This window comes from Mesorhizobium sp. M0437, from assembly GCF_040321335.1.
GTDB lineage: Bacteria > Pseudomonadota > Alphaproteobacteria > Rhizobiales > Rhizobiaceae > Mesorhizobium.
Genome location: NZ_JAMYRK010000080.1, coordinates 1 through 24,575, shown reverse-complemented (window position 1 = coordinate 24,575; position 24,575 = coordinate 1). Strand labels below are relative to the sequence as shown.

Sequence of the window (24,575 nt, the reverse complement as noted above, 5' to 3'; positions counted from 1 at the left end):
CCTCGCGATGCTGGTCGCGACGTTCTATTTCACCGCCTTCCTCTTCGTGTTCGGGGTTCTCGGCGCGGTCTGCCGCTACAACGGCTTTTCGATCTTTTCTCTCATTCGCTATATCAAGGAAGAGCTGCTGCTTGTCCTCGCAACGTCCTCCTCGGAGGCCGCGCTCCCCTCGCTCATGGAGAAGATGGAGAAGGCGGGCGCCAGGCGTTCGGTTGTGGGTCTCGTCATCCCGGCCAGATATTCGTTCAATCTGGACGGCACGAATATCTACATGACGCTGGCTGCCCTCTTCATCGCGCACGCGACGAACACGGATCTGTCAATCGGCGATCAGGTGCTGCTGCTTTTTTTCGCCATGCTCCCTTCGAAAGGAGCAGATCGCATTACCAGTACTGGATTCGTCACCTTGGCTGCAACGCTCTTTGTCGTCCCGACCGCCCCTTTCGTCGGCATGACGCTGATCCTTGGCGTCGACCACTTCATGTTCGAATGCCGTGCGTTCACGAATCTGCTCAGCAACGCAATGGCAACGCTCGTCGTCGCGCGCGGTGGGCGACCCGGATGAAGTTCGATCGGCAAAGGCCCTCGCGAGCGGACCCTCGGCGCTTTGGTGGCGGAGGATCAAGTCGGCGGCGTTTCGAAGGGCGGTTGCGGCTGGCCTGCTCGCGCGAACGCCGCTCAGGCATTGCGGGCAGGGCACGAAGCCGCCGTAAAGGAACCGTCCGCTGACATCGGCAGCAATAGAGCTCCGCAATTCGCGTACTCCGGAACTGCTGGGGTTCTTGGAAGGTTTTCGAACCTTCTGTCTCGCTCCTCCAGCCGAATTGCGTGTGCTTATGAAAGAGATGGAGACTTCAGGTCGCGCTATCGGACAAAATTTGATCATCGGATACGTTCACTCCCCATTGGGGAGGGCGAGTCAGAAGATCGCTACTTCTTGAGACGCACCCATGAAGGAGACGTGACTATAACGTTTAGTGCCGCTTTATGTGGCCAGACGAGGGATGCTGCCTTGATCACTTCCGCACAGATGCGCGCGGCGCGGGCGCTGCTCGGAATCGACCAGGTCAGACTGGCCGAGTTGTCGGGAGTGTCGATTACAACCAGACTGACAGCCGCAAGACCGATGAGCGCATCCGCGAAAAAGACGTTCAGTTGCGCGAACTCCAGCACCGGGTCAAGAACAATTTGCAGATGATCACCGCCCTGATCCGAATCGAAACTCGCAATGCGGTAGAGCCGGACCAAAAGCGTTTCGAGCGCCTAGCAGGACGTGTCGATGCCTTGGCGATGCTCTACCAAGAACTTTCCGGTGACGAACCAAAGGACGAGGTTGATCTCGGCGTCTATCTCAGTCAAATCGCATCGGGAGTCATGACCGCGCATACTACAGAGGGCATCCGGCTCGACATGAGCGTGGACACCTACCCAGTTTCGATGAATGTCGCCATGCCCGCCGGACTGGTAGTGAACGAACTGCTGACCAATGCACTAAAGCATGCTTTTCAAGGACGCGAGGGAGGCACGATCACCCTGCACAGCATCGTTGAGGGTGAAGGCTGCCGGGTGGTCGTCGCCGATGACGGTATCGGCCTGCCAGAAGGCGAGACATGGCCCAAGCCCAGTAAGCTCGGCGCGTTGATTGCGCGCTCGCTGATCGAAAACGCCAACGCGCAATTCGACGTGAACTCCAGCCCGAATGAGGGCACGAGAGTAACTATCCTGTTCAGGCGGGCCACAGCAGCCGCCGCCTGTTAGCTGCGTGCTTATGGAGGCGGGACGTTATTTTTCGCTCAGTAGGTTGCCAGGAGCTTGCCCCAGGTCTCCCGAGTCAGCTCTTGCCATGGAGGGGAGTCCGTTCGCTGCCTGAAAGGGATCGGCTTCGGTCGGCGGATATCTGGGGCAATGCCAGCCGTTAGTTCCGGCCGATTGAACTGGATGTACGGCTGCTAAGGGGATGATGCCGACCTGGCCGCCTCGAGAACCGGGGAATTCAAGCCCGTGTTGCACTGACTTTGGGGGCGGCTGGACGCCAAAAAAAGAAAGCCAGCTCAGAAGCTCGGCCAAGTTGTGAAGGTCAAAATCGCCATCAGGCATTGAAAAAGGCACGCTCTCATTATATATCTCCGATGCGTCGGAAGATTTATTTAGGAGCGACCATGGCAGCTGTAGCCGAAATGCTGAAGGCAACCGAGGCCGCCGTGGTCTCGCGTGTAAGCCTGCGAGATGTCAATCGCGCAATCGATGAACGCATCCTGCCCGATGCCTTCGTATCGGTTGACAACGGCCGGCACGTCCTGGCTGGAGCCTGCTCCTTCATCAGCTTCTACTTCGAGACCGCAAAGCGTCTAACCTCGGAAGAACGACTGTTTGCGATCAGGACGGTTGAGCCCAAGCTAACACGCTCGCGCTCGCTCGCTTGGGCGGCACTGCTGCGCGAGGACTGGACCGTGCGAGACGACTTTCTAACGATCGATCTGATGCCGTTCCTGAAGAGCACGAGTGAACGTCTGTCCGATCTCGAGGCGGCTCGCGAGATGGTCACGTCGTCGGATGACGTGCTCAGCGGCACGCCCGTTATCCGTAACACTCGCGTCCCAGTGTATGATGTCGCGGCATCAGTCACTGTCGGTCATTCGGTTGAGCGCATTCTTGGGGCCTACCCGAGCCTTGACACGGAGAAGGTACGGCTCGCGGCGATTTATGCAGAGGCGAACCCCCTGCGAGGGCGTCCTCGTACTGGAGACCTTCCAAAAGGCTCCGTCATCACTTCCGATCGCCGTGTTCCGCGTCTTAGGAAGGCGGGATGAAGTTCCTGATCGATGAATGTCTCACCCCCGAGCTTGCAAAAATTGCGCATGGGAAGGGTCATTGCGAGACCAGCCACGTTGTCTGGCTGGGGCTCGCCGGGCTCAAGGACTGGGAGCTCAAGCCGATCATTCTTGAAGGCGACTGGACCTTCGTAACGAAGAACTCGGTGGATTTTAGGGGGCCAAAGGATAATCCGGGCACCAAGGGACAGTATGCAGATGTTGCCATCCACGCAGGGCTTGTTTGCCTAAACGGCCCGCCAGGCATGGATCTCGACATGCAGATCGAACTTTTCGAAATGGCGCTGATCGAGCTGGACGACGATGATCTTGTGAACCAGGTTCTTGAAGTGATCCTCGAAGACGAGGAAACGTTGCGCGTTGTCCGTTATGCGCTACCGAAGGAATGATCGAAGCCAACGAGGCAGCAAGCCCGGGGCGCAGGACCGATTTCATCAATGATCCTGCCGTCGTCGCGAAGCGCGAACAGGCACCTGGCGAGACTGGCCGCGGCAGAGTGAGACTGTCGCGAACAGACGATAAAAACAAACGTCACTTGGGCACGCCGCAGAAAGGTGGCAAGCAGCCCCTCTGGTCGCAACAAATGGAAGGCACGACTGGACGACATCGTCGCTATGCCAAAGGTCTTCGCATCTGGTCCGATCAGAAATCCTATCTCGACGCGACGGTCGCCTATGAAGAGACAAAAATGTAGCGCAATCGGTTCACGATCGATTGAAACCATGACCGTTCCTGTGCGGTGCTCAGACTGCCGCTGAGTGCCTGGCCTTTGCACTTTCAAAATATTTATCGAACTTCACCGCAATGCTCCTCACGAAGGGGCGATTTGCCGCCGGTACGACGAAACTGTCGCCTTGCAGTTCAAGCAGTTGAGCAGGATCCTTAAGGGCGATGGAGCTTGCCTGAAGCAGGAGCCTTTGGCCGGCTTGCCCGAAGCTCTCCACCAGATCGACAGCCGAGAAGGCGAAATCGCACATCAGCCGTTCAATGATCCATCCCCGGACGCGATCGTCGTCGGAGAGCACGATGCCGCGCACAGCCGCCAACCTGCCGTCTGCAACCACACGGCCGTATTCGCCGGTCGAAGGCATGTTCTGCACGTAGCCCTGGCGAAAACGGCTGATCGACGAAGGGCCAAGTCCGATCAATGTCTCGCAGCGATCGTCTGTGTAGCCCTGAAAATTGCGGTGCAAAGCGCCCGCGCGGGCCGCTACCGCCAACGCGTCGCCCGGCTTTGCGAAATGGTCGAGCCCGATTGATTCATAGCCCTCGTCCACAATCGCTCGCGCGGCAAGTCGCGATTGAGCGAACCGCTCCGTGGGACCGGGGAGCCATGCCTCGTCGATCATCGTCTGATGTTTCTTGAACCAGGGCACGTGAGCGTAGCCGAACAGCGCCATCCTGTCCGGTTCCAGCGTGAGCGCCTGCGCCACGGTGGAACACAGAGTCTCCCTGGTTTGATGCGGCAGGCCGTAGAGCAGATCAAGGTTCACGGAATCCACTCCGCGGGAACGAACTTGGTCGATGACTGCCTTGGTCTGCAAAAAGCTTTGCTCGCGGTTGATCGCCTTTTGTACTTTCGGATCGAAATCCTGCACCCCGAGGCTCGCCCGCGTCATGCCGATTTCGGCAAGCGCATCAAGGCGGGCTTCGTCCGTATTGTTCGGATCGATCTCGACGCTGACCTTCGCATCGCCGAGAAAAACGAAGCTGTCCCGCAGCACCGTGCCCAGTGTCAGCATGTCCTCGGGCCTCAGCATCGTCGGCGAACCGCCCCCGAAATGAACTGCGCGAACTCGGCCCTTGCCGCTGACAAGGCCGCCAACCGTCGCGATCTCCGCATACAGCGAGCGCAGATAAGCGGCTACCGGCTCATAGTGGCGCGTCTGTCTGGTATGGCACGCGCAGAACCAGCAGAGCCTGTCGCAATAGGGAATATGCAGGTAAAGCGATATCTCGTCACCGCCTTCGAGCGCCTCCAACCAGCCTCGGTAGACGACAGCATCGACCCCCGTATGGAAATGCGGCGCGGTCGGATAACTGGTATAGCGCGGGACATTCTCGCCAAGTCTGGCAGCTAGCTCCGGTCGCATGTCGTGGTCCACCGTGTTTGCGTCGCCGGAACTGTGGATGCTTGGATGAGCCTAAGCCCTGATTTCGATCAACCTTCAGCACGGACAAACTGCCGCAAGGATTTTTCTACCGTCGATTGCTATCCTGCCTGCACTGGACCGGTAGACCGATCGAATGACATTACGGCAGGATATTCACAGTTCCGGCATTCCCGTTCTTTGCCTGTCTTGCGAGGCACGGCACCGCGGTGTCTGTGGTGCGCTCGAACCAGACCATTTGGCTCGGCTAGCCAAGACTTCGTCGCGGCACAAAATCGAGCCGGGGGTCGAACTGATCGGCGACGCCGAGGCGGTCGACAGCTATTCAAACGTGCTTTCAGGCGTGGTGAAGCTGACGAAGAGCCTTTCGGACGGCCGCCAGCAGATCGTCGGCCTCCAGTTCGCGCCGGATTTTCTGGGACGGCCCTTCAAGGTGAAAAGCGCGATCAATGCGCAAGCGGCAACAGTTGTCTCGCTATGCTCGTTTCCGAGAGCGGCCATCGAACGGATGATGAAGGAATCACCGGAATTTGTGCATCGCCTGCTCAAGCAGACGCTGAACGAACTCGACGAGGCACGCGAATGGATGGTTACTCTGGGGCGCAAGACCGCACCGGAGAAGGTGGCGAGCTTTCTCCTCATGATCGCCCGGAACATCGATTCCAGTGTTAACCCGGCGGCCAGGTCGGCGTGCTTCGAGCTGCCGATGACGCGTGCCGACATCTCTGATTTCCTTGGAATTACAAACGAGACCGTGAGCCGTCAGCTGACCAGCCTGAGAATGGACGGCGTGATTCGGATCGAGAACAACCGCCGTGTCACCGTGGACAGCATGAGCCGGCTGGAACGGCGCTGCGGCGGCCGAGGCGCAACCGCCCTTTGAATGAGACCGAAGCGGCGGGGCCTGCGTCGCTTACTTAGGTTCGGAGCAAGGCATGCTCGCGTTGGGCTTAGAAGAAGCCGCGTAGCGACAGCATCCGCTCTCCATCGGATCGCATGAGCCAGGAGCGTTTCGGCCACCGTGTCGTCGAAGCATTGATGCCCGAGGTGCTCGACACGCAACCGGCTAATGGAGTCAGCATTGGACTCGGCCGAGGTCAGTGCGCCTCATGCGGGAAAATGATCGTCGCCCCGGGCTGAACGAAACTGCGAACTTTGTGTTGCCCATTTCCCTCAAGGCTACGCTAGAGCCCTCGTTGAGGATGCGGAGCGTGATCGCGATCGCGCTGAGCGGATCCGACTTGCGGGTGGGCCGAAGCCGACGTTGAGGGAACGCGCCGTCTCGCTTGCTCTTACGAAGGGCGAAATCCGGGCAAAAGACCTGACCGACATCGGGATCCCTCGCTGCTCTCTCGCCTCCATGTGCGAGGAAGGGCTGCTCGTGAACGTGGGCTACGGCCGCTATCGTAGGGTCAAAGGCCCTGACTGGTCGATGCTTGAAGGCCTGGAACAGTAAGACTAGCTCAGAGACGATTCGACAACCCGGCCGACTCCTTCCATCATGCCCATAACGGCAGGGAGGAAGTCGTGTCCGTCTATTTAGTCACTTGGGACCTGAATAAGCAGAAGCCGAACTACAACCAGGCGCGCCAAAACCTTATCGACCATCTAGCCCGTTACGAGCACATTAAAGACTCTGGGCTGGATTCGGTGTGGTTCATCAGCTCGACATTATCGGCTGACGCACTGGATGCTGACATTCGAACGCGTATGGATACAAATGATCGTGTGATCGTCACGAAACTGGTACACGGGCAGCACCAAGGTTGGCTCGGTCAGAACTTGTGGGATTGGATCAACGCTCGCCTCTAAAGTGAGGGCATCATGGACATAGCAACCGGCCTGACATTGCTGGCTCAGGCTACAGGCATCGTCAAAGACCTTCGGAGGTCGACAAGGGGTTCGACGCTGCGGCGCCCAAATCGCAAATGGCCGACCTTTACGGTACGCTCGCGGGCGTGAAGATCCGCCCTGTCGGACGCAAGGGAAACCATCCACGACCGCGATCGGAAGATCAAGGAACTGGAAGCCAAAATAGCTGCACTAAGTTCTGGCGGGGCCTGTCCCATCTGCAATGCCGGGCGAATGAAGATTGTTGCCTCTCATGAGCACCCGTATTTCGGCTTCGCGGGCGTCCAGGAACGAACCCTGAAATGCGACAATTGCGGCCACACAGAGAAGCATCTGCATGACCCCATCGGGGTCACGAAAAAGCGTTAGGTGAAGGGAGATATCGAATGGCAAAGCAGCCCAAGAACCACGGAAAGGCGTGGACACCCGACCAGGTGAAGACGCTGAAGGAACTGGCAAAGGGGAACACTCCCACTCGGGTGATCGGCCTCAAGCTTCAGCGTACTGAAGATGCGATCTATGCCAAGGCCAGCGACGAAGGTATTTCGCTCAGCCCCACGAACCAGTCGCCTTACAACCGCTCGAAGTAGAGCAGCCTTAAATCGAAGCCACCGCGAATGGCTTGCCGACAGCTTGCTCAAGAACAGGCTGAGCCGCCTTCAAACTAGTGCCTGCGCCGCTCCCTCCGTGACGGGTGAGCCTCTCTTCCGTAAGTTGCGCTTCATACGGAAGCCCTGACCTGCAAGCCTCATTAGCTTGCCAGCCGTTTGCCTTTTGCAAACACTTACCCGGCATATCGGGAAGACGTTTGCAGTATGCAAACAGTAGAGATGCTACCGTCTGGCAGCGTTGAAAATAATAAACAGAATAGTTGATACAGGATGCTTGACAATGCGCTCCTTTGATCTGAACTTGAGTGAACCGGCGAGTGTTTCCATCACTCGCGGCTCTAACCACAACCGAAGAGGACGCTTCGATATGGCTATCACCCAAACTACAGAACTGCCCGAATTCAGCAAGTTGATCTTGGTCGCAGCGAGGCTCGCGAAAGCTGGTCAAGACCAAGAAGTTGGCGAACCGGTCGACGTCATGACCGGCGGAACCTATCGCACCCGAGGCGGTGTTTGTGTCGGGCCGCTCCGCCCATTCCGTGACGAAGAGGACGGCGATCACACCGACGCCGAAGGCCGCTCCGCATGGTTCTTCGTGGACGGAGTCGGCGCCTATGACCGTTACGGCTGCATTCTGTCCGGGGTCCCCGCCGATAGCGAGCTTGATTGCGTCTCTACCTGGGACTGCGGCCTTCTCCTCGAATCGGCGGCCTGAGCGGAAGGCGCGCACAAATGCTCGGTGTTGATCCTATCCGCGACCTCCGCATCGCTGTGACTGGAGCGCGCCGGGCGATAGGGATTGCCGAGCGTCGCCGAGAAGGCAGAAGCGTTGTCTCACGCAGCCGAACGAGCGAACGAATTTGGCGCGGTGGCCTTTGCCGCCACCGGGGAGGTGCTTCTAACGGCCGATGACGTGGCCGGCGTTCTTCGCGTCAGCAAAGCCACGCTCGCCCGTTGGCGGGTCCTCGGAACCGGCCCCGACTACGGCAAAAAGCAGGGCCGGATCCTCTACCGCGCGGAGACCATCGAAATATTTGTGACTTCAAAAGAGCGCACCAAGACGCGCGGCGATGACCTTGGCCGGTGAAAGGCCGGCTATCTACCCTGGCCCATGATCCCCATGGCGGCGTCGGCGAGTCCGAACCATCTACACCATCGTCGAAGTCTGGAGAACGGCTTGAGTGCGAAATGGTCCTCTTCGCCAAAGGTCGAGCCAGCAGCCGAATGCTATTGAATGATCTTCCCGTAGCCTTCCGGATTTTTTATCGGTGGCGTATCGGATTGCGTTAGCGACTTATCAAAGCGCTCCGCCTGCTTTCGTTCGACCGATTTGACCAACAGCTCCGATTGAAGATCAACCAAGCTAACGTCCCCTTTGATCACAGAAAAAATGCGAACAAAGACGTAGGTGAGCAGGAAGCCCACGACGGCGGACATTCCCGCCTCCACGTAGGGTAGGGTTTCCGGAGGAATGAAAGCGGCCGACGTCAAAGCCGCGGCTATTGCTTTCGCGAAAACCAGCGAACCCATGGCCAAAAACACAACGCCGATCAGTGCGCGAAGAGCGCGGATCGATTGCTTGATCGCCGCCGCAATAAGTCGGACTTCGCCAAGCTCAAACTGATCAGGATTGCTGAACGGCAGGCCCCGAGCCAACCGAACAAGAACGCCTGCCGCGATCACCGACAACGCAGTCAGAAGCGAAGGTTTAGCCGCCTCCCAAAAAGCCACAGATCCAAGCTCCGCCGCAGCTATTGCGCCGGCAAGGGGAAGGACGATATGGCTCCAACGTATGTTCATTCCCTAAATATGGGGCTAACCGACAATCTTTCCATCATGCAAAAAACGCCGATGGACTTCGAGCATCTGTGAAAGGGCGTGTTCAAGATCAAGGAGACCGCTGGTATCAGACATCTTTCGCACCGTCATGTCAGCAGAGAGACGCGCGTCATCACCTTTGATCTCGCCATCGCGCCCGCGAACCCGCAACTCGCCGTCCGGCGCGTTTCGCAAACCTGCTGCCAGATTGCCCATAAACTCCTTACCGAATTTCCTCTTGGTCGCACGATATCCGATGTTGACCGTAACTTCCAACGCAGCATCCGGGGGCATGGACTCGATCAACTTTTCCGCCTCCACCGGACCCAGAAGATCCTCGATAATCTTCCTGGCCTTCCCCCAACCGGCCGCAATTTTCTCGCCAAGGCTCTCGTGGGTTTCGATTTCGATGACCTGCGGTGTCGCGACAGCCGGCAGAGCGGGACGCACCGTCTCGGGCACAAGGCCGCCAATTTCCACCGACTTCACGTCGCCGAGGTCGCCACCGACCTGATCGCGGTCGAATTCGGCCTGCAACTCCACCTGCTGGGCCGCTGATATGACGCCCGCCTGATCGCGCAGCAGCCAGGTCAGGTATTCCTCCATGGACTTGGCTTGCAACGTGACGTGCTGGATTTGATAGAAATGGTCCCCAATCGCCAGCCAATACGCGATGCCGTGGAGATATTCGTGCCCGGCCGGCGCTTTTGATTCGGCGATGGCCCAGGCCTTCATGACCTCGTCGAGCGTAGGATGAGTGGGGTCGGCCGACAGCTGAAGTAGGGCTTGCATTTGGCCCGGAGAGAACAGGCAAATGTCACCGAAGACATATTCATCCGTTTCGTGAAAATCGTTCAGGAAGCGCTGATAACCGTCCGCTTTGGGCACATCCGCGATGCGGTGTTTGACACTCTCGGCAATCCGGGCGTTGCCTTTCTTGGTAATTGAGCGCCTGCCGGATCTTCGCGCTTAAAGTCTCGGCTGGAAACTGCGAATTATCGCGCCGAAGCTTCCTATAGTGAATTTTGCATCTTTTGGCACTCATCTTAAGCCCCCCTGATTCGTTGTCGGCCGCAAGATGATCACAAATGTGTAATCTGCGCGAGGCCAGCATGGGCCGTATTGGCGGCTTGCAATAATTGTACGGGAGACGAATCCGACGACCCGACGGGGACAATGGGACCACGTCGGCAACTACTGGCGCGGCTTATTCCATCTATTTCCAGAGGAGTTCAGCACCGTCCACAGGGCTCATTTTAGACGCATATTAGACGAGTTTGGGCGGGAAGCAGCTAAGTGCTTGATCTATCTGGTACGCCCAAGGGAATCGAACCCCTGTTACCGCCGTGAAAGCGCGTTGCGATACTGAAATCGTGCGAAGCCCCCCTGTCACGACGATCTCGGCAATCATCAGATCAGGCCATAGCGAAACCAGATTCTGTAGATATGCTGTAGATCAGCCGTGCGATTTTTTGGATCGGCTAAGTGCTTGAAATTGCTGGCTCCCCGAATTACGAATGTCACGAAGGCTGGCGCTGGCTGTCCCAAGGCATTGAAACGATCGACGTTCGGCAAGGCATCGGCCTACTTTCCAGCGTCACAGAAGGCGCGCTTCCCACACGCCCGCGATCGCCTCCATACCCGGCCAGACCGGGGACGCCGGGCCTGTCCATAAGCGTGGCGGCCGGTGCTGCGCTTCCACATTCGATCGCCACAGTCTGATCGCACCGAACTCGATGCTGCTCGAAGCAAAATCGTGCGGCTCTGACATGGATCAGGGCGAGCAGGCCACGGCTGCGCAATAAGGCACTGCGGTTTGGCGCCCGCCGGAATTGGAAATCGGGGCTTGCGATGAAATTCGGCACAGAGATCGTCCTTCTAAGCCTGTTTGCGTTTGCGGCCCTGGTGGCTGCCGGCTTCGGCGTAGATGAACCTTTTCGCCAGCATATGTGGGTTTTGTTCTTCGCCGTGGCTGGCTTCACTGCGATTCTGTTGCGCAACACGGAGTTCAAGCCGACAGTTCCGATCGACCCCGCCGCTTACATGGATGGGCCAGTCCGCTATGGCGCCATCGCCACCATGTTCTGGGGTGTCGTCGGCATGCTGGTCGGCGTCGTCATTGCGCTGCAACTTGCCTACCCCGATCTCAACATTCAGCCCTGGTTTAACTTCGGCCGTTTACGGCCATTGCATACGTCGGGCGTCGTCTTCGCCTTTGGCGGCAATGCGCTGCTCTGCACGTCCCTGTATGTCGTCCAGCGCACCTGCCGCGCGCGGCTGTTCGGCGGCGATCTCGGTTGGTTCGTGTTTTGGGGCTACCAGCTCTTCATCGTCATGGCCGCGACCGGCTACCTGCTCGGCATCACCGAGAGCCGCGAATACGCCGAACCCGAATGGTATGTGGATATCTGGCTGACCATCGTCTGGGTCGCCTATCTCATCCTGTTCCTCGGCACGATCCTGAAGCGCAAGGAGCCGCACATCTACGTCGCCAACTGGTTTTACCTGTCCTTCATCGTCACCATCGCGATGCTGCATGTGGTCAACAACCTGTCGATGCCGGCCTCATTCCTGGGTTCCAAGAGCTACTCCGCCTTTTCCGGCGTCCAGGACGCCCTGACGCAATGGTGGTACGGCCACAACGCCGTCGGCTTTTTCCTCACCGCCGGCTTCCTCGGCATGATGTATTACTTCGTGCCCAAGCAGGCGAACCGGCCGGTCTATTCCTACCGGCTGTCGATCGTCCATTTTTGGGCGATCATCTTTCTATACATCTGGGCCGGCCCCCATCACCTGCACTACACCGCGCTGCCCGACTGGGCGCAGACACTCGGCATGGTGTTCTCGATCATGCTGTGGATGCCGTCATGGGGCGGCATGATCAACGGCCTGATGACGCTCTCGGGCGCCTGGGACAAGCTGCGCACCGACCCGATCATCCGTATGATGGTGATGGCCATCGCCTTCTACGGCATGTCGACCTTCGAAGGCCCGATGATGTCAATCAAGGCCGTCAACTCGCTCTCGCACTACACCGACTGGACCATCGGTCACGTCCATTCGGGCGCGCTCGGATGGGTTGGCATGATCTCGTTCGGCGCGATCTATTTCATGGTCCCGAAGTTATGGAACCGCGACCGGCTTTATTCGCTGCGGCTCGTCAACTGGCACTTCTGGCTGGCGACGCTCGGCATCGTCGTTTACGCCGCGGTGATGTGGGTGTCCGGCATCATGCAGGGCCTGATGTGGCGCGAATACAACGAGCAGGGCTTCCTGGTCTACTCCTTCGCCGAAACCGTCGCCGCCATGCATCCCTACTACATCATGCGTGCCATCGGCGGCGCGATGTATCTGTCGGGCGCCCTCATCATGGCCTGGAACATCGCCATGACCATCCTCGGCTACCAGCGCGAGGAGGATCCGATGCCGCGCTCCATCCCCGCCCTCCAGCCTGTGCGATCAGGAGCCAGAAAATGGGCCTGATGGACAGACACGCGGTCATCGAGAAGAACGCCACACTTCTTCTCCTCGGGTCCCTGCTGGTCGTAACAATCGGCGGTATCGTCGAGATCGCGCCGCTCTTCTATCTCGACAACACCATCGAGAAGGTCGAAGGCATGCGGCCCTATTCGCCGCTCGAGCTCGCCGGGCGCAACATCTATGTGCGTGAGGGCTGTTACCTCTGCCACAGCCAGATGATAAGGCCGTTCCGCGACGAGGTCGAGCGCTACGGCCACTATAGCCTGGCGGCCGAGTCGATGTACGACCACCCGTTCCAGTGGGGCTCGAAGCGCACCGGGCCGGATCTCGCCCGGGTCGGCGACCGCTACTCGAACGGATGGCACGTCCAGCATCTCACCGAGCCGCGTTCGGTGGTGCCGGAATCGATCATGCCGAGCTACGCGTTCCTGAAGGACATGCCAATCGAGGTGAAGGATTTCTCGACGCATCTGATCGCCAACAGCCGTGTCGGTGTGCCCTATTCAGACGACATGATCGCTCATGCCAATGCCGATCTCATGGCGCAGGCCGATGCGAATGCCGATACATCGGGCCTGGAGAGACGCTATCCGAAGGCCAAGCTTGGGGACTTCGACGGCGATCCGCAGCAGGTCACCGAAATGGATGCGCTGGTCGCCTATCTCCAGATGCTCGGCACGCTGGTCGATTTCAGGACCTATGACGAAGCCGCCGGTTACCGCTGAGGAGAATGGCGATGACCTACAATTTCATGCGGGAGTTTGCCGACAGCTGGGGCCTGCTTGCCATGGCACTTTTCTTCCTCGGATGCGTTGCCTTTGCATTTCGTCCCGGCAGCCGCAGGCAAGCCGAGAGAGCCGCTCACATTCCTCTCAAGGACGACTGATCATGGGCAGCGAGCATATCGACGAGGTTTCGGGCATCTCGACGACCGGCCATGAGTGGGACGGCATCAAGGAACTCAACAACCCGCTTCCGCGCTGGTGGGTCATAACCTTCTACATCACCATTGCCTGGGCGATCGGCTACACCGTCGTCTATCCGGCATGGCCGATGCTGACTTCCGCGACCAGGGGTGTGCTGGGGTATTCGAGCCGCAGAGACGTCAAGAATGAACTGGCGGCGGCCGAAGTGGCCAAGGGTAAATTTGTCGCTGCCATTCAGGCGAAGACCGTCTCCGAGATTACAGCCGACAATACGCTACGCGAATTCGCCATCGCCGCAGGTGGCGCCGCGTTCAAGGTCAATTGCGTGCAGTGCCATGGCTCGGGCGCTCAAGGGTCCAAGGGTTTTCCCAACCTAAACGACGACGATTGGCTGTGGGGTGGCAACGCCGAACAGATCCAGCAGACGATTGCGCACGGCATCCGCTTCGCATCAGACCCGGATACGCGCCTGTCGGAAATGCCTGCTTTTGGCGACATCATCACGACGGATCAGATCAAGCAGGTCGGCGCCTATGTCGCAAGCCTCTCCGATCCTGTTCAGGACACAAGCCTGATCGAACTCGGCGCCAATGTTTTCGCCGAGAATTGTGCGGCCTGTCATGGTGAGAATGCAAAGGGCAACAGGGAGCTCGGCGCACCCGACCTGACCGACGCGATCTGGCTTTACGGGTCTGGCGAAACAGCCATCGCCGCGCAGGTCCGCGCCCCGAGGCATGGCGTCATGCCGGCCTGGATCGGGCGTCTCGGCGAGATCAAGGTCAAGGAACTCGCGGTCTATGTCCATTCGCTTGGCGGCGGAGAATAGGAACGCAAGCCTATTCTCGTCCTCCCCCCAACCGCCAAGCGACGAGGCCCGGCGCGAGCCGGGCCTCGGCATCATCCAGAAACCGATGGGTCGGGCTTCCGGCGAAATCGTCGCTGGTGACTGGAGCTTCTCGTGCTCGATAACACGCAAATAGAACGGCTCGAAGCCGATGCGGTCAACTCCGCCAAGACCCGTCAGCCGCTCTATGCCGGACGCAAGAAGATCTTCCCGAACCGGGCTTCTGGCAGTTTCCGCCGCTTCAAGTGGTCGGTGATGGCAATCACGCTGGGGATCTACTACCTGACCCCCTGGCTGCGGTGGGATCGCGGGCCATTTGCCCCTGACCAGGCCGTGCTGGTCGATCTTGCCAACCGCCGCTTCTACTTCTTCTTCATCGAGATATGGCCGCAGGAATTCTACTACGTCGCCGGCCTGCTGGTCATGGCCGGTGTCGGCCTTTTCCTGATCACATCCACCGTCGGCCGGGCCTGGTGCGGCTATACGTGCCCGCAGACCGTGTGGGTCGATCTGTTTCTGGTCGTCGAGCGAGCCATCGAGGGCGACCGCAACGCGCGCATCAAGCTCAATGCCGGTCCCTGGACTGCGCGCAAACTCGTGCTGCGAACATCGAAACACGCCATTTGGCTGGTCATAGGGGTGCTGACCGGCGGCGCCTGGATTTTCTATTTCGCCGATGCGCCGACGCTGCTTGGGGAACTCTTCACCGGCACCGCCGCCCCCGTCGCCTACATCACCGTGTCCGTGCTGACGGCGACGACCTATACGTTCGGCGGGCTGATGCGCGAGCAGGTCTGCACCTACATGTGCCCATGGCCGCGCATCCAGGCGGCCATGCTCGACGAGAATTCCCTCACCGTCACCTATAATGACTGGCGCGGCGAACCGCGCTCGCGTCACGCCAAGAGGGTCCTTGCCGCCGGGCAGCCCGTCGGCGACTGCGTCGACTGCAATGCCTGTGTCGCGGTGTGCCCGATGGGGATCGACATTCGTGATGGCCAGCAGCTTGAATGCATCACCTGCGCGCTCTGCATCGATACCTGTGACGGTATAATGGACAAGCTCGGCAGGGAGCGCGGACTGATTTCCTATGCGACGCTGGCCGACTACAACGCCAATATGATGCTGGCGACCCCGGGCGGCTCCGGTTCAGTCAACCCGTCACTGGTCAGGAGCGCTGACGGCCTGTTCTCCGACAAGGTGGCCCGTTTCCATATCCGCAAGATCTTTCGCCCGCGCACCTTCATCTACATGGGCGCCTGGTCGGCGGTCGGTCTCGCGCTGCTCTATTCGCTGCTGACCCGCGAACGGCTCGAATTGAATGTCCTGCACGATCGCAACCCGCAGTTCGTGACGCTGTCCGACGGTTCGATCCGCAACGGCTACACCGTCAAGCTGCTCAACATGATCCCCGAACCAAGAACGATCATTGTCACGATGCAGGGCCTGCATGGAGCCGAAATGAGCGTTGTCGGCATCGACCTGCCGGCGGATCGCTCCTTTGCCATCCCGGTCGAACCCGACCGGCTGAAGATGCTCAAGGTTTTCGTGCGTCAGCCGGCAGATCAGGTTCGGGGTGCAGCGCAAAGCTTCAAGTTCCGGGTCGAAAACAAGGCAACGTTCGAGTCGGACGAATACACGGCCACATTCAACGCACCGGAGATCGCCAGATGAGCGACACCTCGCGACAATCTCGCGAATTCACCGGCAGGCATATGCTGTTCACCATCCTTGGCTTCTTCGGCGTGGTCATAGCGGTCAATCTGACGATGGCGACGCTCGCCAACACGAGCTGGACCGGCCTTGTCGTCGAAAACACCTATGTGGCGAGCCAGCAATTCAACAAAAAGGCCGAGCAAGGGCGAGCTCAGGCAGCCCTCGGCTGGACTGGCAAACTGACCATCGCAGGCGGTGAGGTCCGCTACAGTCTCACCGATGCTGGCGGCAAGACGGTTGCCGTGCATGGCGTCAAGGTGCTGTTTCGTCATCCCGCCTACGAGGCCGAGGACAAATCCGTCACTCTTGCAGCTGCCTCCGGTCAGATATTCGCCGCGCACCACATCCCCAAGGATGGCGTCTGGATCGTCGAAATCGACGCCGATGCGAGCCTTGCGGAACCCTATCGCGACGTTCGCCGGATCGTGATTTCCCGCGGGGCGCTGCAATGAGCTGCTGCGCGCCAGGCGCCGAAATGGCATTGGACCTGGAAAAGGTCACACTGGTCCTGCCTTCTGGCCAGGAAATCAGACTGGCGAGCCGCTCGATTGGCGAAAATCTTCGCCAGACCGACCTCTCGGTGCCAGCTGTGCATTGTGCCGCCTGCATCCAGACGATCGAGACGGCGATCGGCAAGCTGGATCGCGTCGAAGGCGCTCGTGTCAATCTTTCGACGAAACGTGTTTCGGTCCGGTGGCGCGGCGACGAGGTTCCGCCATTCGTCGCCACACTTGGACGGCTGGGCTATGGCGCGCACCTGTTCGATCCCGAGGCTGACGGGAAGAACAAGACGCTCTCGGAACTGATCCGCGCCGTCGCGGTCGCCGGCTTTGCGGCGGGCAACATCATGCTGCTATCAGTCTCCGTCTGGTCCGGCGCGCAAGGCGCGACCCGCGACCTGTTCCATTGGGTCTCGGCCTTGATTGCCATTCCTGCGCTCGCTTTCGCCGGCGGCATCTATTTTCGCTCGGCCTGGAATGCGCTGCGCCACAGCCGCATGAACATGGACGTGCCGATCGCGGTCGGGGTATCGCTCGCTTACGCCATGAGCCTCTACGAGACGATCAACCATGGCGACCATGCTTATTTCGACGCGTCGGTGTCGTTGCTGTTCTTTCTGCTGATCGGCCGCACGCTGGATCACGTGATGCGGGAACGGGCGCGGACGGCCGTGAACGGACTGGCTCGGCTGGCGTCGCGCGGCGCCATGGTGCTGCGCGAGGATGGTTCGCGCGACTACTTGCCGGTTGGCGAGATCGAACCAGGAATGGAGCTCTTGATCGCGGCTGGCGAGAGGGTGCCCATCGACGGCAAGATCATTGGCGGGGCGTCGGATCTCGACTGTTCCCTGGTTTCCGGGGAAAGCACGCCCAGAACGGTGGGCCCGGGGGCGCAGGTCCAGGCCGGTACACTCAATCTCACCGGTCCGCTGACCATCGAGGCGACGGCCGCCGCGAAGGATTCCTTCCTGGCCGAAATGATTCGACTGATGGAAGCGGCAGAGGGCGGCCGCGCCCGCCATCGCAGGATCGCCGATCGCGTCTCCGCGCTCTACGCCCCCGTGGTCCACCTCACCGCCTTTGTGACGTTCCTCGGCTGGATGGCGGCGACCGGCGACTGGCACCGGGCAATAACAATCGCGATCGCCGTTTTGATCATTACATGCCCGTGTGCGCTCGGTCTCGCCGTGCCGATCGTGCAGGTGGTCGCTGCGCGGCGGCTGTTTGAAAGCGGCGTCATGGTCAGGGACGGCTCCGCCATGGAGCGCCTGGCGGGGATCGACACGGCATTGTTCGACAAAACCGGCACGCTTACGCTCGGACTGCCCAGGCTGATCAATGCGCCGTCCATCGATCCGACGATGCTCGCTATGGCGGCCGAGATGGCAGCGCATTCCCGCCATCCCTTTTCGAAGGCAATCGCTGGCAATGCAGCCTTTGCCGGCCAGCCGAAACTCGCGTCCGTCAGCGAGCATCCGGGCTTCGGCATCGAAGCCATCGCCGAGGGCAGTACCTGGCGGCTGGGTCGCCGCGGATGGGGTGAGTGGAAAGCCCGGACCGGCGGCGAAAGCAAACAAGGCTATGGCGGAACCGTTTTGACGAAGGACGGGGTCATTGTCGCGACTTTCGATTTCGAGGATGAGCTGCGTGCCGATGCCAAGGCGGCCATCGAGCAACTGAACGGCGCCGGCGTGTCGGTGGAGATGCTGTCGGGCGACACAGAAGCTGCCTGCGGCGAAGTCGCGGAAGCACTGGGCGTCGAGCGCTTCGTTCCCGCGTTGCTTCCCTCCGGGAAGGTCGAACACATCGAAGCATTGACCAGATCCGGCCACAAGGTCCTGATGGTCGGCGATGGGCTCAACGACACGCCTGCGTTGGGTGCCGCACACGTTTCGCTCGCTCCGGCCACGGCGGCGGATATCGGTCGCAACGCCGCGGATTTCGTGTTCCTGCGTAAAAGTCTTCTGGCGGTCCCACTTGCTTTAGACATTTCGCGGAAGGCCGGACGGCTGATCCGGCAGAACATCGCCATCGCGATCGTTTACAATGGCATCGCCGTGCCGGTCGCCATTCTGGGGCACGTTACGCCACTGATCGCGGCGGTCGCGATGTCCGCCTCGTCCCTCCTGGTCATCGGCAATGCGCTACGCCTGCAAGGTTTCGTGTCAAATGCATCGGTGCAAGATGCCCGACATGACAGGCGCTCCGACATTGGCGCACTGGCACAATCCTCATGACGACGCTCGCCTACCTCATACCTGTGGCCCTGTTCCTCGGAGCGCTTGGGCTGGCCGGGTTCCTGTGGGCCTTGAGGAGCGGCCAATATGAAGATCTCGATGGCGCCGCCGAGCGGATCCTGATCGATCGCGACGAGCCACGCAGTTGACCCAGCCTGCCCTGCGAGGACTCGCTCGAATATTTTCCGCGGTTGCTTCGCGTCATGCCGATTTCGGCGCGCGACGGGTGCGAACGGATCAGCCAGAATACGTTGCCGAACTTTCGGCCAGGAAAGGGCCGCACCGAACGGGAAGCCGGCCATTCCATGATGACCTGACCAGACCATGGCGTCGCGATCGACCAGTCGACCGTGAACCCGCCGTTGCCGCGTTTATCGAGCCTGGTTGATCCACATCAGGGTTATCTCTTCATCGGCATGGTTTCATTGAGCATTTTTGAACGGAGAACGGATGTCTAACGGACGGTTAGGTCGCGTGGAGACGCTTGGGGAGATGAGCCGCAAACCGTGGATCGATTGCGATGCGTTCCAGTGCCCTTCGTCGCAGATAGCCGACGCTATGGCGGCACGCTGATGGCCGGCTCTGTCGATAGATTCGACGTTATTGTCGTCGGAGCCGGGCCGGTCGGACTTTCCTTCGCCGCATCGCTTGCCCAGAGCCGACTCAAGGTGGCAGTGGTTGAACGGCAGTCGCTCGAAAGCCTGGCGAATCCGGCTTTCGACGGTCGCGAGATCGCGCTGACCCAGGCATCGGTTGGAATCCTTCGCGAGCTCGGCGCCTGGGATGCCATCCCGGCTTCGGACAAATCACCGCTACAAGGCGCGCGCGTGCTCAACGGATCGAGCCCTTTCGCCCTGAGCTTCGATTCTCCCAGCGGATCTGGGGAACCACTCGGAATTCTGGTCCCAAATTGTCGGATCCGCGACGCCCTGTTCAAGCTTGTCCACTTCCAGGATCATGCCCAGCTGCTGTGCGGCCGCTCGGTCGTCACTGCAACAACCAGCCACAAAGAAGCAGTCATAACGCTCTCTGATGGCAGGCAATTGGCCGCTCGGCTGCTCGTTGCAGCGGATTCGCGTTTGTCCGCGACGCGCGACCTCCTCGGCATTGGCGCCGCCATCAATCGGCTTGGCAACTCGATGCTGATTTGCCGGGTGAGGCACGAGCGCGCCCATCACCAGATCGCGGTCGAATGGTTCGATCACTATCAGACGATAGCGATGTTGCCGCTCATGGAAGGCGTGTCGTCGCTGCTTCTCACGTTGCGCTCAAACGAGGCCGACAGACTGCTTGCTCTCGACGACGATTTGTTCCTGATGGAATTGACGAACCGTTGTCGAGGACGCCTCGGAGAGATGACCTTAGCAAGCACCCGCCATGCCTATCCGCTGGTCACGACCTGTGCGCACAAGTTCTGGGCTCCGAGTGCGGCACTGATCGGCGATGCTGCCCTCGGCATGCACCCGGTGACCGCGCATGGCTTCAACATCGGCCTCAGCGGCCAGAAGCAACTCGCCGATGGAATCCTGGCGGCATGTCGTGAGCGCCGCGACATTGCTGATCCTGACATGCTCGGCAGATACGAAAGCCGGCTGCGTCTGTCGGCGGCACCGCTCTATCATGCTACGAATGTACTTGTCGCTCTCTACTCAGGCGAGCACCCGACGGCACGGCTTGCAAGACATGCGGGGCTTCGCTTTGCCCAATATCTTCCCTTTATCCGCCATGGCATTTCGGCCATGCTCAGGCGGTGAATCGCTGGCAGCGCTGCCGCTCTGGAACGCTATCTCGGCCCGGCTTCCTTTTGTCTCTGACGTTGCCGATCCTGGCATGATTCGGATCAAGAAACGCGCGCGGACGAGACCTTGATGATCAGCCGGCAATCCTCAGAGCAGACCTGCGACCCGAAGCCATGGTGAGCGCACTGGCTATCCCTGCTGGATAGTTAACCCGTCCTTCAGCGGGCTTGCGTAGCTTGTCCTCGCGAACAACGATGGGAGCAAGCTGGTCCGTCCATGGCCCCGAAGAAAGAAGACACGCTGGAGGCCAAAATCCGTCAGGATCAGCTTGCTGACCTGAGGACCGGTCTCTTCGTGTCGATGCCGATAAGCGCTATCCTGTCAGGCCTGATTTGGGCGGTGCACGCCCTTTCTGGCAGCGGCTTTGCCGCTGCAATCTGGTTCCTGGTCGTCAATGCGATAAATGCCGCCCGCGTTGCACTCGCGCGTTATCAGCTAAAGGAAACGGGGCGCCATGACGGTTTAGTGGGGGTTTTGCCGCGGCTTCGCTGGTTTGGCATCCTTGCTCTTCTGGCAGGGTTTGCCTGGTCCTTCCTGGCCGTCCTGACTGTTGGATACACGACACCTCAAGCACCGCTGCATCTGGTCATTCTGGCGGGCATTTCCGCTGGTGCGGTTACATACGGCAGTTCGTATGCCGCGGCGGCGACCAACTTCATCACACCTCCGCTCCTCATCACGGTGGGTTGCCTTTTGGCGAAAGGCAATTTTGAAGACTACATTCTGGCTTTTACCGTTCTGCTCTTCATGGGCGGCTTGGTTCGAGCTTCGTTTGTTGGCCAAGCACGGTTCCGCGAAGCGAGCCGCCTGAGGCATGAGGCCGAGCGGCTTGCGGCGGAGATGAAGGCCAGTTCCAGGCAGGACCACCTGACGGCCCTTCTCAACAGGCGTGGCCTCGAAGACGCTATCGGACGGTTCGAGACCGCGGATGGCCCCTTCGTGGCAATGCTGGTTGACCTGGACGGGTTCAAATCCGTCAACGATACCTACGGTCACAGGACCGGTGATGAACTGCTTGTCAGGATCGCCCGCCGCATAGAGGAGGAAGCACCGGAAGGCTCAACGCTCGCTCGTATCGGCGGCGATGAATTCGTGCTGTTTTTTCCCTCAACGAGGGTTTCGCTTTCTGCCAGTGATCTCGCCTCCAATATCATAGCCAAAATTGCCCGCCCCTATATCGAGGTCGCGTCCGTCCGGGTCGGGGCATCAATAGGAATATACCTGGCGGAAAGCCCGGGCCTGACCGAAATGTTGTTGCGGGCGGATATCGCCCTTTATACGGCCAAGCGTCGTGGCAGGAACGAATTTTGCCTGTTCGATGCCGAACTCGACAGGGAACTGCAACGCCGCCAGTCCGTCGAACGGGACCTTCATTCGGCGATAAAGACGAGAAGCTTGCAACCTTGGTTCCAGCCGATCGTGAAACTCGACACCGAGGCCGTGGTCGGCTTTGAAGCCTTGCTGAGGTGGTCCCATCCGACTCATGGTGCCATCTCTCCACCCGAAATCATCACAGCTGCACGCGAAACCGGAATGCTTCAGCTGCTGACGCAAACCGTATTCGCCGACTGTTGTGCTTTTATCGACGGCTTGGTGAAAGCTGACTGTCGTGATCTCCGTGTGGCGATGAATGTTTCACCGCGCGAACTGGAAGCCGGCGATATCGACGACATGGTTCTGGATGGTCTGGCGGCAAGAGGTCTCCCTGCAACGATGTTCGAGATCGAGATTACCGAAGAATCCCCGGTTGACCCGGACAGAGTGGATGAAAAGCTCGGACGGCTTTCACATGCGGGCATTTCCATCGCGCTCGATGACTTCGGCACCGGCTTTTCTACGTTGGCATCTCTCAAGGACAGTCGGATACGCAAGGTCAAAATAGACCAGGGCTTCATTCGCGGCTTGGCCAAGTCCCGAGAGGACCGACTGCTTGTCAAATCGGTCATCGATCTCGGTAACATGCTCGGGATCGAGGTCATGGCCGAGGGCGTCGAAACAGAGGCGGATCGGCAAACCCTGCACAAGCTTGGCTGCCGAACCGCTCAAGGCTTCCTGTTCTCCAAGGCTGTGCCTCTGAGCCAAGCATTGGAAATGGCAGTCAAACAGCACGCGAACCAGTTGTGACCGCTCCCGCCGCGCCGTCTCTCGCGGCCGTGCGCTCATGAGTGACGGGTATCTGAACTTCCTTGTTTGAAGAGCATGACAATCCGTGCTGTGCGTCAGCCGGCGAACAGTTCCTTGTAGCCGGTCGTGACCATCCAGTTCGCCCGGTCGATATGGCTGCGAAGAGCCTTGCGGGCGCGGACCGGTTCAAGGGCCGGGTCGATGCCTAGAATGAGATCGGCCATCTCCTCTTCGCTGGCATTGTCGGCGCAGGCATCCAGGATCCGCAGGTAGATCGTGAAATGCTGCCTATCGTAGGCCGTCAGGTTCTCCGACCAGGGGACTTCGTCGCACAGAGTTGAGTTTCGAGTCTCATCTGTTCCCATTGATCGATTCATGCCTGTTGCGAGCCTCGGCTGTTGAGCGCTGGATGCAACGCAGCATATCCCAAAATGGGATAATCCGAAACCGGGATTAGTCGCTGATCCGGTCTTTACCCGACCGGTTCGCCTACATGCCCAAATCTCTTCGCTCGCCCCGCCACCAGCGGTTTCTGGCCCAGCTGGTTTCCCTGCGCAAGGCCAAAGGCCTGACTCAGGCGCAGGTGGCCGAGAAGCTTGATCGTCCCCAATCCTTCGTGGCCAAGTACGAGGGTGGAGAGCGGCGTCTCGATGTCATCGAGTTTCTCGACTTAACTGCGGCGCTTGACGCTGATCCGTGCGAGATTCTGTCCAGCCTGCGGGCTAACGGGCGCCTGCGCGTCTAACGGCTCGCGCCGGTACCGTGAACCGAGCGTGCTTTTCTTCGGCAAGCTGCCATTCCGCTGCGGGTGGGTCTTTACCAAGCCATGCCGATATAGGATGATAATCCTAGGTGGGGCGATTCCTCAACGGAGATCGCAATGGCTAGGACCAAACTTTCCAAGCAGCTTTCACAGGCTGAAATCGAGCGCTTTCTCGCGGAGGCAGAACGGCTGCACCAGAGCATCGTCCAGCCGCTTCTATCACCTACCAGCAACCATTACCGGGCTCTCCAACGCACCCATGAAGCGCTGTTGAAGACGGTGAAGGATATCACCGGTAAGGATGCGCCGTTCATTCAATGGTTCGGAACAGGACCGGTGAATTAGACCAGACTTATAGACTCCAGGCTGCAAACGTCGCATTCTCTCTTCGGGGAGAAGGGGCGTGGGCAACCATCGCTATCAAGACAATCGGTACAACCGTCGCAGGTATGGCGAGCGCCATCGTTCGAAGGATGTTCCGTTGTGGGCAAAGATCGTTGCTGGTGGAACAATCCTGGCTGGCTTTCTTGCCTTCGAAATCGGCCCTGCCGCTCTCGGCTGCAACATCAAAGCCAATATCAGCTACAACACGGGCGAGCGAATCTATCATGTTCCCGGACAGGAATATTACTGGGAGACGCGCATCAACCTGTTGAAAGGCGAGCGCTGGTTTTGTTCGGAGGAAGCCGCGCGCAAGGCTGGGTGGCGGAAGTCTCGGGTCTGAGCGTCCGTGGTAAATGCTTGCGAAAATGCTGCATCGCACATGTTTTCGGTGCAGCATTCATTTGAAGTATTTATCGCGATCCGTTCGAAAAATCTGTCCAGCCTGCCGTCCTGGCGGGCGCCCGCGCGCCTGACGACGCGCACCAGGTGCTCGTGAACCGAGCCCGCTTTTCTTCGGCAAGCTCAGGCGGTCTCGGCCATTCGGCTTCGCCCCTTGGCGTGGGCAGCCCTTCGGGCTGAG

26 protein-coding genes and 2 pseudogenes are annotated in these 24,575 nt (G+C 59.4%); 24 read left to right on the top strand and 4 right to left on the bottom strand.

Translation table 11 applies throughout. The features are described 5' to 3' along the window. From NKI72_RS30380 to NKI72_RS30355, 6 genes and pseudogenes are all read left to right on the top strand, one after another. Positions 1 to 565: cation:dicarboxylate symporter family transporter (locus tag NKI72_RS30380; protein ID WP_352851661.1), on the top strand; the 565-nt coding region annotated here is incomplete at its 5' end. Positions 566 to 1,012: 447 nt separating this feature from the next. Beyond that, positions 1,013 to 1,105, top strand: a pseudogene (locus NKI72_RS30375) (helix-turn-helix domain-containing protein); the annotation flags it as partial. Further along, a pseudogene (locus NKI72_RS30370) lies at positions 1,078 to 1,758 on the top strand (sensor histidine kinase); the annotation flags it as partial. The pseudogenes NKI72_RS30375 and NKI72_RS30370, both read left to right, overlap by 28 nt. A 401-nt stretch (positions 1,759 to 2,159) precedes the next feature. Continuing rightward, complete coding sequence (locus NKI72_RS30365; protein WP_352549603.1) at positions 2,160 to 2,810, top strand: DUF433 domain-containing protein; 651 nt, start codon at positions 2,160 to 2,162, stop codon at positions 2,808 to 2,810. Next, complete coding sequence (locus NKI72_RS30360; protein ID WP_352502746.1) at positions 2,807 to 3,220, top strand: DUF5615 family PIN-like protein; 414 nt, start codon at positions 2,807 to 2,809, stop codon at positions 3,218 to 3,220. Before NKI72_RS30365 ends, NKI72_RS30360 begins: the two co-directional genes overlap by 4 nt. Further along, on the top strand, positions 3,217 to 3,525 hold the full coding sequence (locus NKI72_RS30355) for a hypothetical protein (RefSeq protein ID WP_352851659.1): 309 nt from the start codon (positions 3,217 to 3,219) through the stop codon (positions 3,523 to 3,525). Before NKI72_RS30360 ends, NKI72_RS30355 begins: the two co-directional genes overlap by 4 nt. A 49-nt stretch (positions 3,526 to 3,574) precedes the next feature. On the opposite strand, the gene hemN is transcribed toward NKI72_RS30355, so the two are convergent. Then, entirely contained in the window at positions 3,575 to 4,924 is a 1,350-nt protein-coding gene (hemN, locus tag NKI72_RS30350; RefSeq protein WP_352549599.1) for an oxygen-independent coproporphyrinogen III oxidase, read from the bottom strand. Between the two features lie 154 nt (positions 4,925 to 5,078). Here hemN and NKI72_RS30345 point away from each other — a divergent pair, with 154 nt between their 5' ends. The 5 genes from NKI72_RS30345 (at position 5,079) to NKI72_RS30325 (ending at position 8,491) form a co-directional block, all read left to right on the top strand. Then, positions 5,079 to 5,825 carry a Crp/Fnr family transcriptional regulator gene (locus NKI72_RS30345; RefSeq protein WP_352549597.1) on the top strand — a complete coding sequence of 249 codons (747 nt, stop codon included), beginning with the start codon at positions 5,079 to 5,081 and terminating at the stop codon, positions 5,823 to 5,825. A 644-nt stretch (positions 5,826 to 6,469) separates the two neighbouring features. Beyond that, the gene (locus NKI72_RS30340) at positions 6,470 to 6,754 is read left to right on the top strand and encodes a hypothetical protein (RefSeq protein ID WP_352851656.1); all 285 of its coding nucleotides are present in this window, start codon (positions 6,470 to 6,472) and stop codon (positions 6,752 to 6,754) included. A gap of 425 nt (positions 6,755 to 7,179) precedes the next feature. Further along, positions 7,180 to 7,383, top strand: coding sequence for a hypothetical protein (locus tag NKI72_RS30335; protein WP_352549592.1), 204 nt, complete (start codon positions 7,180 to 7,182; stop codon positions 7,381 to 7,383). Between the two features lie 301 nt (positions 7,384 to 7,684). Next, on the top strand, positions 7,685 to 8,119 hold the full coding sequence (locus NKI72_RS30330; protein WP_352549591.1) for a hypothetical protein: 435 nt from the start codon (positions 7,685 to 7,687) through the stop codon (positions 8,117 to 8,119). An 84-nt stretch (positions 8,120 to 8,203) separates the two neighbouring features. Further along, positions 8,204 to 8,491: a helix-turn-helix domain-containing protein gene (locus tag NKI72_RS30325; protein WP_352549590.1), complete on the top strand. Its 288-nt coding sequence runs from the start codon at positions 8,204 to 8,206 to the stop codon at positions 8,489 to 8,491. 140 nt (positions 8,492 to 8,631) lie between these two features. Here the strand turns inward: NKI72_RS30325 and NKI72_RS30320 are convergent, their stop codons facing one another. Further along, positions 8,632 to 9,135, bottom strand: a complete 504-nt coding sequence (locus NKI72_RS30320; protein ID WP_352851654.1) for a hypothetical protein — start codon at positions 9,133 to 9,135, stop codon at positions 8,632 to 8,634. A gap of 84 nt (positions 9,136 to 9,219) precedes the next feature. Beyond that, entirely contained in the window at positions 9,220 to 10,110 is an 891-nt protein-coding gene (locus NKI72_RS30315) for a hypothetical protein (protein WP_352851652.1), read from the bottom strand. A gap of 963 nt (positions 10,111 to 11,073) precedes the next feature. Between NKI72_RS30315 and ccoN the strand changes: the two genes are divergently transcribed. The 10 genes from ccoN (at position 11,074) to NKI72_RS30265 (ending at position 22,848) form a co-directional block, all read left to right on the top strand. After that, a complete protein-coding gene (gene ccoN, locus NKI72_RS30310) occupies positions 11,074 to 12,705 on the top strand; it encodes a cytochrome-c oxidase, cbb3-type subunit I (protein WP_352851650.1) in 1,632 nt (543 codons plus the stop codon). Continuing rightward, on the top strand, positions 12,696 to 13,427 hold the full coding sequence (ccoO, locus tag NKI72_RS30305; RefSeq protein WP_352474114.1) for a cytochrome-c oxidase, cbb3-type subunit II: 732 nt from the start codon (positions 12,696 to 12,698) through the stop codon (positions 13,425 to 13,427). Before ccoN ends, ccoO begins: the two co-directional genes overlap by 10 nt. Positions 13,428 to 13,438: 11 nt before the next feature. Further along, a complete protein-coding gene (locus NKI72_RS30300) occupies positions 13,439 to 13,588 on the top strand; it encodes a cbb3-type cytochrome c oxidase subunit 3 (protein ID WP_352457387.1) in 150 nt (49 codons plus the stop codon). 2 nt (positions 13,589 to 13,590) lie between these two features. After that, positions 13,591 to 14,454, top strand: a complete 864-nt coding sequence (gene ccoP, locus NKI72_RS30295; RefSeq protein WP_352468492.1) for a cytochrome-c oxidase, cbb3-type subunit III — start codon at positions 13,591 to 13,593, stop codon at positions 14,452 to 14,454. Between the two features lie 132 nt (positions 14,455 to 14,586). Further along, entirely contained in the window at positions 14,587 to 16,146 is a 1,560-nt protein-coding gene (ccoG, locus tag NKI72_RS30290) for a cytochrome c oxidase accessory protein CcoG (protein WP_352851649.1), read from the top strand. Beyond that, a complete protein-coding gene (locus NKI72_RS30285) occupies positions 16,143 to 16,640 on the top strand; it encodes a FixH family protein (RefSeq protein WP_352642228.1) in 498 nt (165 codons plus the stop codon). Before ccoG ends, NKI72_RS30285 begins: the two co-directional genes overlap by 4 nt. Beyond that, the gene (locus tag NKI72_RS30280) at positions 16,637 to 18,925 is read left to right on the top strand and encodes a cation-translocating P-type ATPase (protein WP_352851647.1); all 2,289 of its coding nucleotides are present in this window, start codon (positions 16,637 to 16,639) and stop codon (positions 18,923 to 18,925) included. Before NKI72_RS30285 ends, NKI72_RS30280 begins: the two co-directional genes overlap by 4 nt. After that, a complete protein-coding gene (ccoS, locus tag NKI72_RS30275; RefSeq protein ID WP_023679633.1) occupies positions 18,922 to 19,074 on the top strand; it encodes a cbb3-type cytochrome oxidase assembly protein CcoS in 153 nt (50 codons plus the stop codon). Before NKI72_RS30280 ends, ccoS begins: the two co-directional genes overlap by 4 nt. A 423-nt stretch (positions 19,075 to 19,497) precedes the next feature. After that, on the top strand, positions 19,498 to 20,679 hold the full coding sequence (gene ubiM, locus NKI72_RS30270; RefSeq protein ID WP_352851663.1) for a 5-demethoxyubiquinol-8 5-hydroxylase UbiM: 1,182 nt from the start codon (positions 19,498 to 19,500) through the stop codon (positions 20,677 to 20,679). Positions 20,680 to 20,940: 261 nt separating this feature from the next. Next, positions 20,941 to 22,848, top strand: a complete 1,908-nt coding sequence (locus NKI72_RS30265; RefSeq protein WP_352647526.1) for a putative bifunctional diguanylate cyclase/phosphodiesterase — start codon at positions 20,941 to 20,943, stop codon at positions 22,846 to 22,848. A 95-nt stretch (positions 22,849 to 22,943) separates the two neighbouring features. On the opposite strand, the gene NKI72_RS30260 is transcribed toward NKI72_RS30265, so the two are convergent. Then, on the bottom strand, positions 22,944 to 23,213 hold the full coding sequence (locus NKI72_RS30260; RefSeq protein WP_352453619.1) for a DNA -binding domain-containing protein: 270 nt from the start codon (positions 23,211 to 23,213) through the stop codon (positions 22,944 to 22,946). A gap of 128 nt (positions 23,214 to 23,341) precedes the next feature. Between NKI72_RS30260 and NKI72_RS30255 the strand changes: the two genes are divergently transcribed. The 3 genes from NKI72_RS30255 (at position 23,342) to NKI72_RS30245 (ending at position 24,335) form a co-directional block, all read left to right on the top strand. Next, positions 23,342 to 23,593, top strand: coding sequence for a helix-turn-helix domain-containing protein (locus tag NKI72_RS30255; protein WP_023722035.1), 252 nt, complete (start codon positions 23,342 to 23,344; stop codon positions 23,591 to 23,593). A gap of 135 nt (positions 23,594 to 23,728) precedes the next feature. After that, the gene (locus NKI72_RS30250; RefSeq protein ID WP_352453620.1) at positions 23,729 to 23,956 is read left to right on the top strand and encodes a hypothetical protein; all 228 of its coding nucleotides are present in this window, start codon (positions 23,729 to 23,731) and stop codon (positions 23,954 to 23,956) included. Between the two features lie 58 nt (positions 23,957 to 24,014). Continuing rightward, a complete protein-coding gene (locus NKI72_RS30245) occupies positions 24,015 to 24,335 on the top strand; it encodes a sunset domain-containing protein (RefSeq protein ID WP_352468497.1) in 321 nt (106 codons plus the stop codon). Positions 24,336 to 24,575 lie beyond the last annotated feature (240 nt).

Excerpts from the sequence above, each read along its gene's own strand:
- ubiM (WP_352851663.1), top strand. The coding sequence starts at position 19,498 with ATGGCCGGCTCTGTCGATAGATTCGACGTTATTGTCGTCGGAGCCGGG.
- NKI72_RS30355 (WP_352851659.1), top strand. The coding sequence starts at position 3,217 with ATGATCGAAGCCAACGAGGCAGCAAGCCCGGGGCGCAGGACCGATTTC.
- NKI72_RS30265 (WP_352647526.1), top strand. The coding sequence starts at position 20,941 with ATGGCCCCGAAGAAAGAAGACACGCTGGAGGCCAAAATCCGTCAGGAT.
- NKI72_RS30360 (WP_352502746.1), top strand. The coding sequence starts at position 2,807 with ATGAAGTTCCTGATCGATGAATGTCTCACCCCCGAGCTTGCAAAAATT.
- ccoP (WP_352468492.1), top strand. The coding sequence starts at position 13,591 with ATGGGCAGCGAGCATATCGACGAGGTTTCGGGCATCTCGACGACCGGC.
- NKI72_RS30335 (WP_352549592.1), top strand. The coding sequence starts at position 7,180 with ATGGCAAAGCAGCCCAAGAACCACGGAAAGGCGTGGACACCCGACCAG.
- NKI72_RS30260 (WP_352453619.1), bottom strand. The coding sequence starts at position 23,213 with ATGGGAACAGATGAGACTCGAAACTCAACTCTGTGCGACGAAGTCCCC.
- NKI72_RS30255 (WP_023722035.1), top strand. The coding sequence starts at position 23,342 with ATGCCCAAATCTCTTCGCTCGCCCCGCCACCAGCGGTTTCTGGCCCAG.
- NKI72_RS30285 (WP_352642228.1), top strand. The coding sequence starts at position 16,143 with ATGAGCGACACCTCGCGACAATCTCGCGAATTCACCGGCAGGCATATG.
- ccoN (WP_352851650.1), top strand. The coding sequence starts at position 11,074 with ATGAAATTCGGCACAGAGATCGTCCTTCTAAGCCTGTTTGCGTTTGCG.
- NKI72_RS30280 (WP_352851647.1), top strand. The coding sequence starts at position 16,637 with ATGAGCTGCTGCGCGCCAGGCGCCGAAATGGCATTGGACCTGGAAAAG.
- ccoS (WP_023679633.1), top strand. The coding sequence starts at position 18,922 with ATGACGACGCTCGCCTACCTCATACCTGTGGCCCTGTTCCTCGGAGCG.
- NKI72_RS30250 (WP_352453620.1), top strand. The coding sequence starts at position 23,729 with ATGGCTAGGACCAAACTTTCCAAGCAGCTTTCACAGGCTGAAATCGAG.
- NKI72_RS30345 (WP_352549597.1), top strand. The coding sequence starts at position 5,079 with ATGACATTACGGCAGGATATTCACAGTTCCGGCATTCCCGTTCTTTGC.
- hemN (WP_352549599.1), bottom strand. The coding sequence starts at position 4,924 with ATGCGACCGGAGCTAGCTGCCAGACTTGGCGAGAATGTCCCGCGCTAT.
- NKI72_RS30365 (WP_352549603.1), top strand. The coding sequence starts at position 2,160 with ATGGCAGCTGTAGCCGAAATGCTGAAGGCAACCGAGGCCGCCGTGGTC.
- ccoO (WP_352474114.1), top strand. The coding sequence starts at position 12,696 with ATGGGCCTGATGGACAGACACGCGGTCATCGAGAAGAACGCCACACTT.
- NKI72_RS30330 (WP_352549591.1), top strand. The coding sequence starts at position 7,685 with ATGCGCTCCTTTGATCTGAACTTGAGTGAACCGGCGAGTGTTTCCATC.
- NKI72_RS30300 (WP_352457387.1), top strand. The coding sequence starts at position 13,439 with ATGACCTACAATTTCATGCGGGAGTTTGCCGACAGCTGGGGCCTGCTT.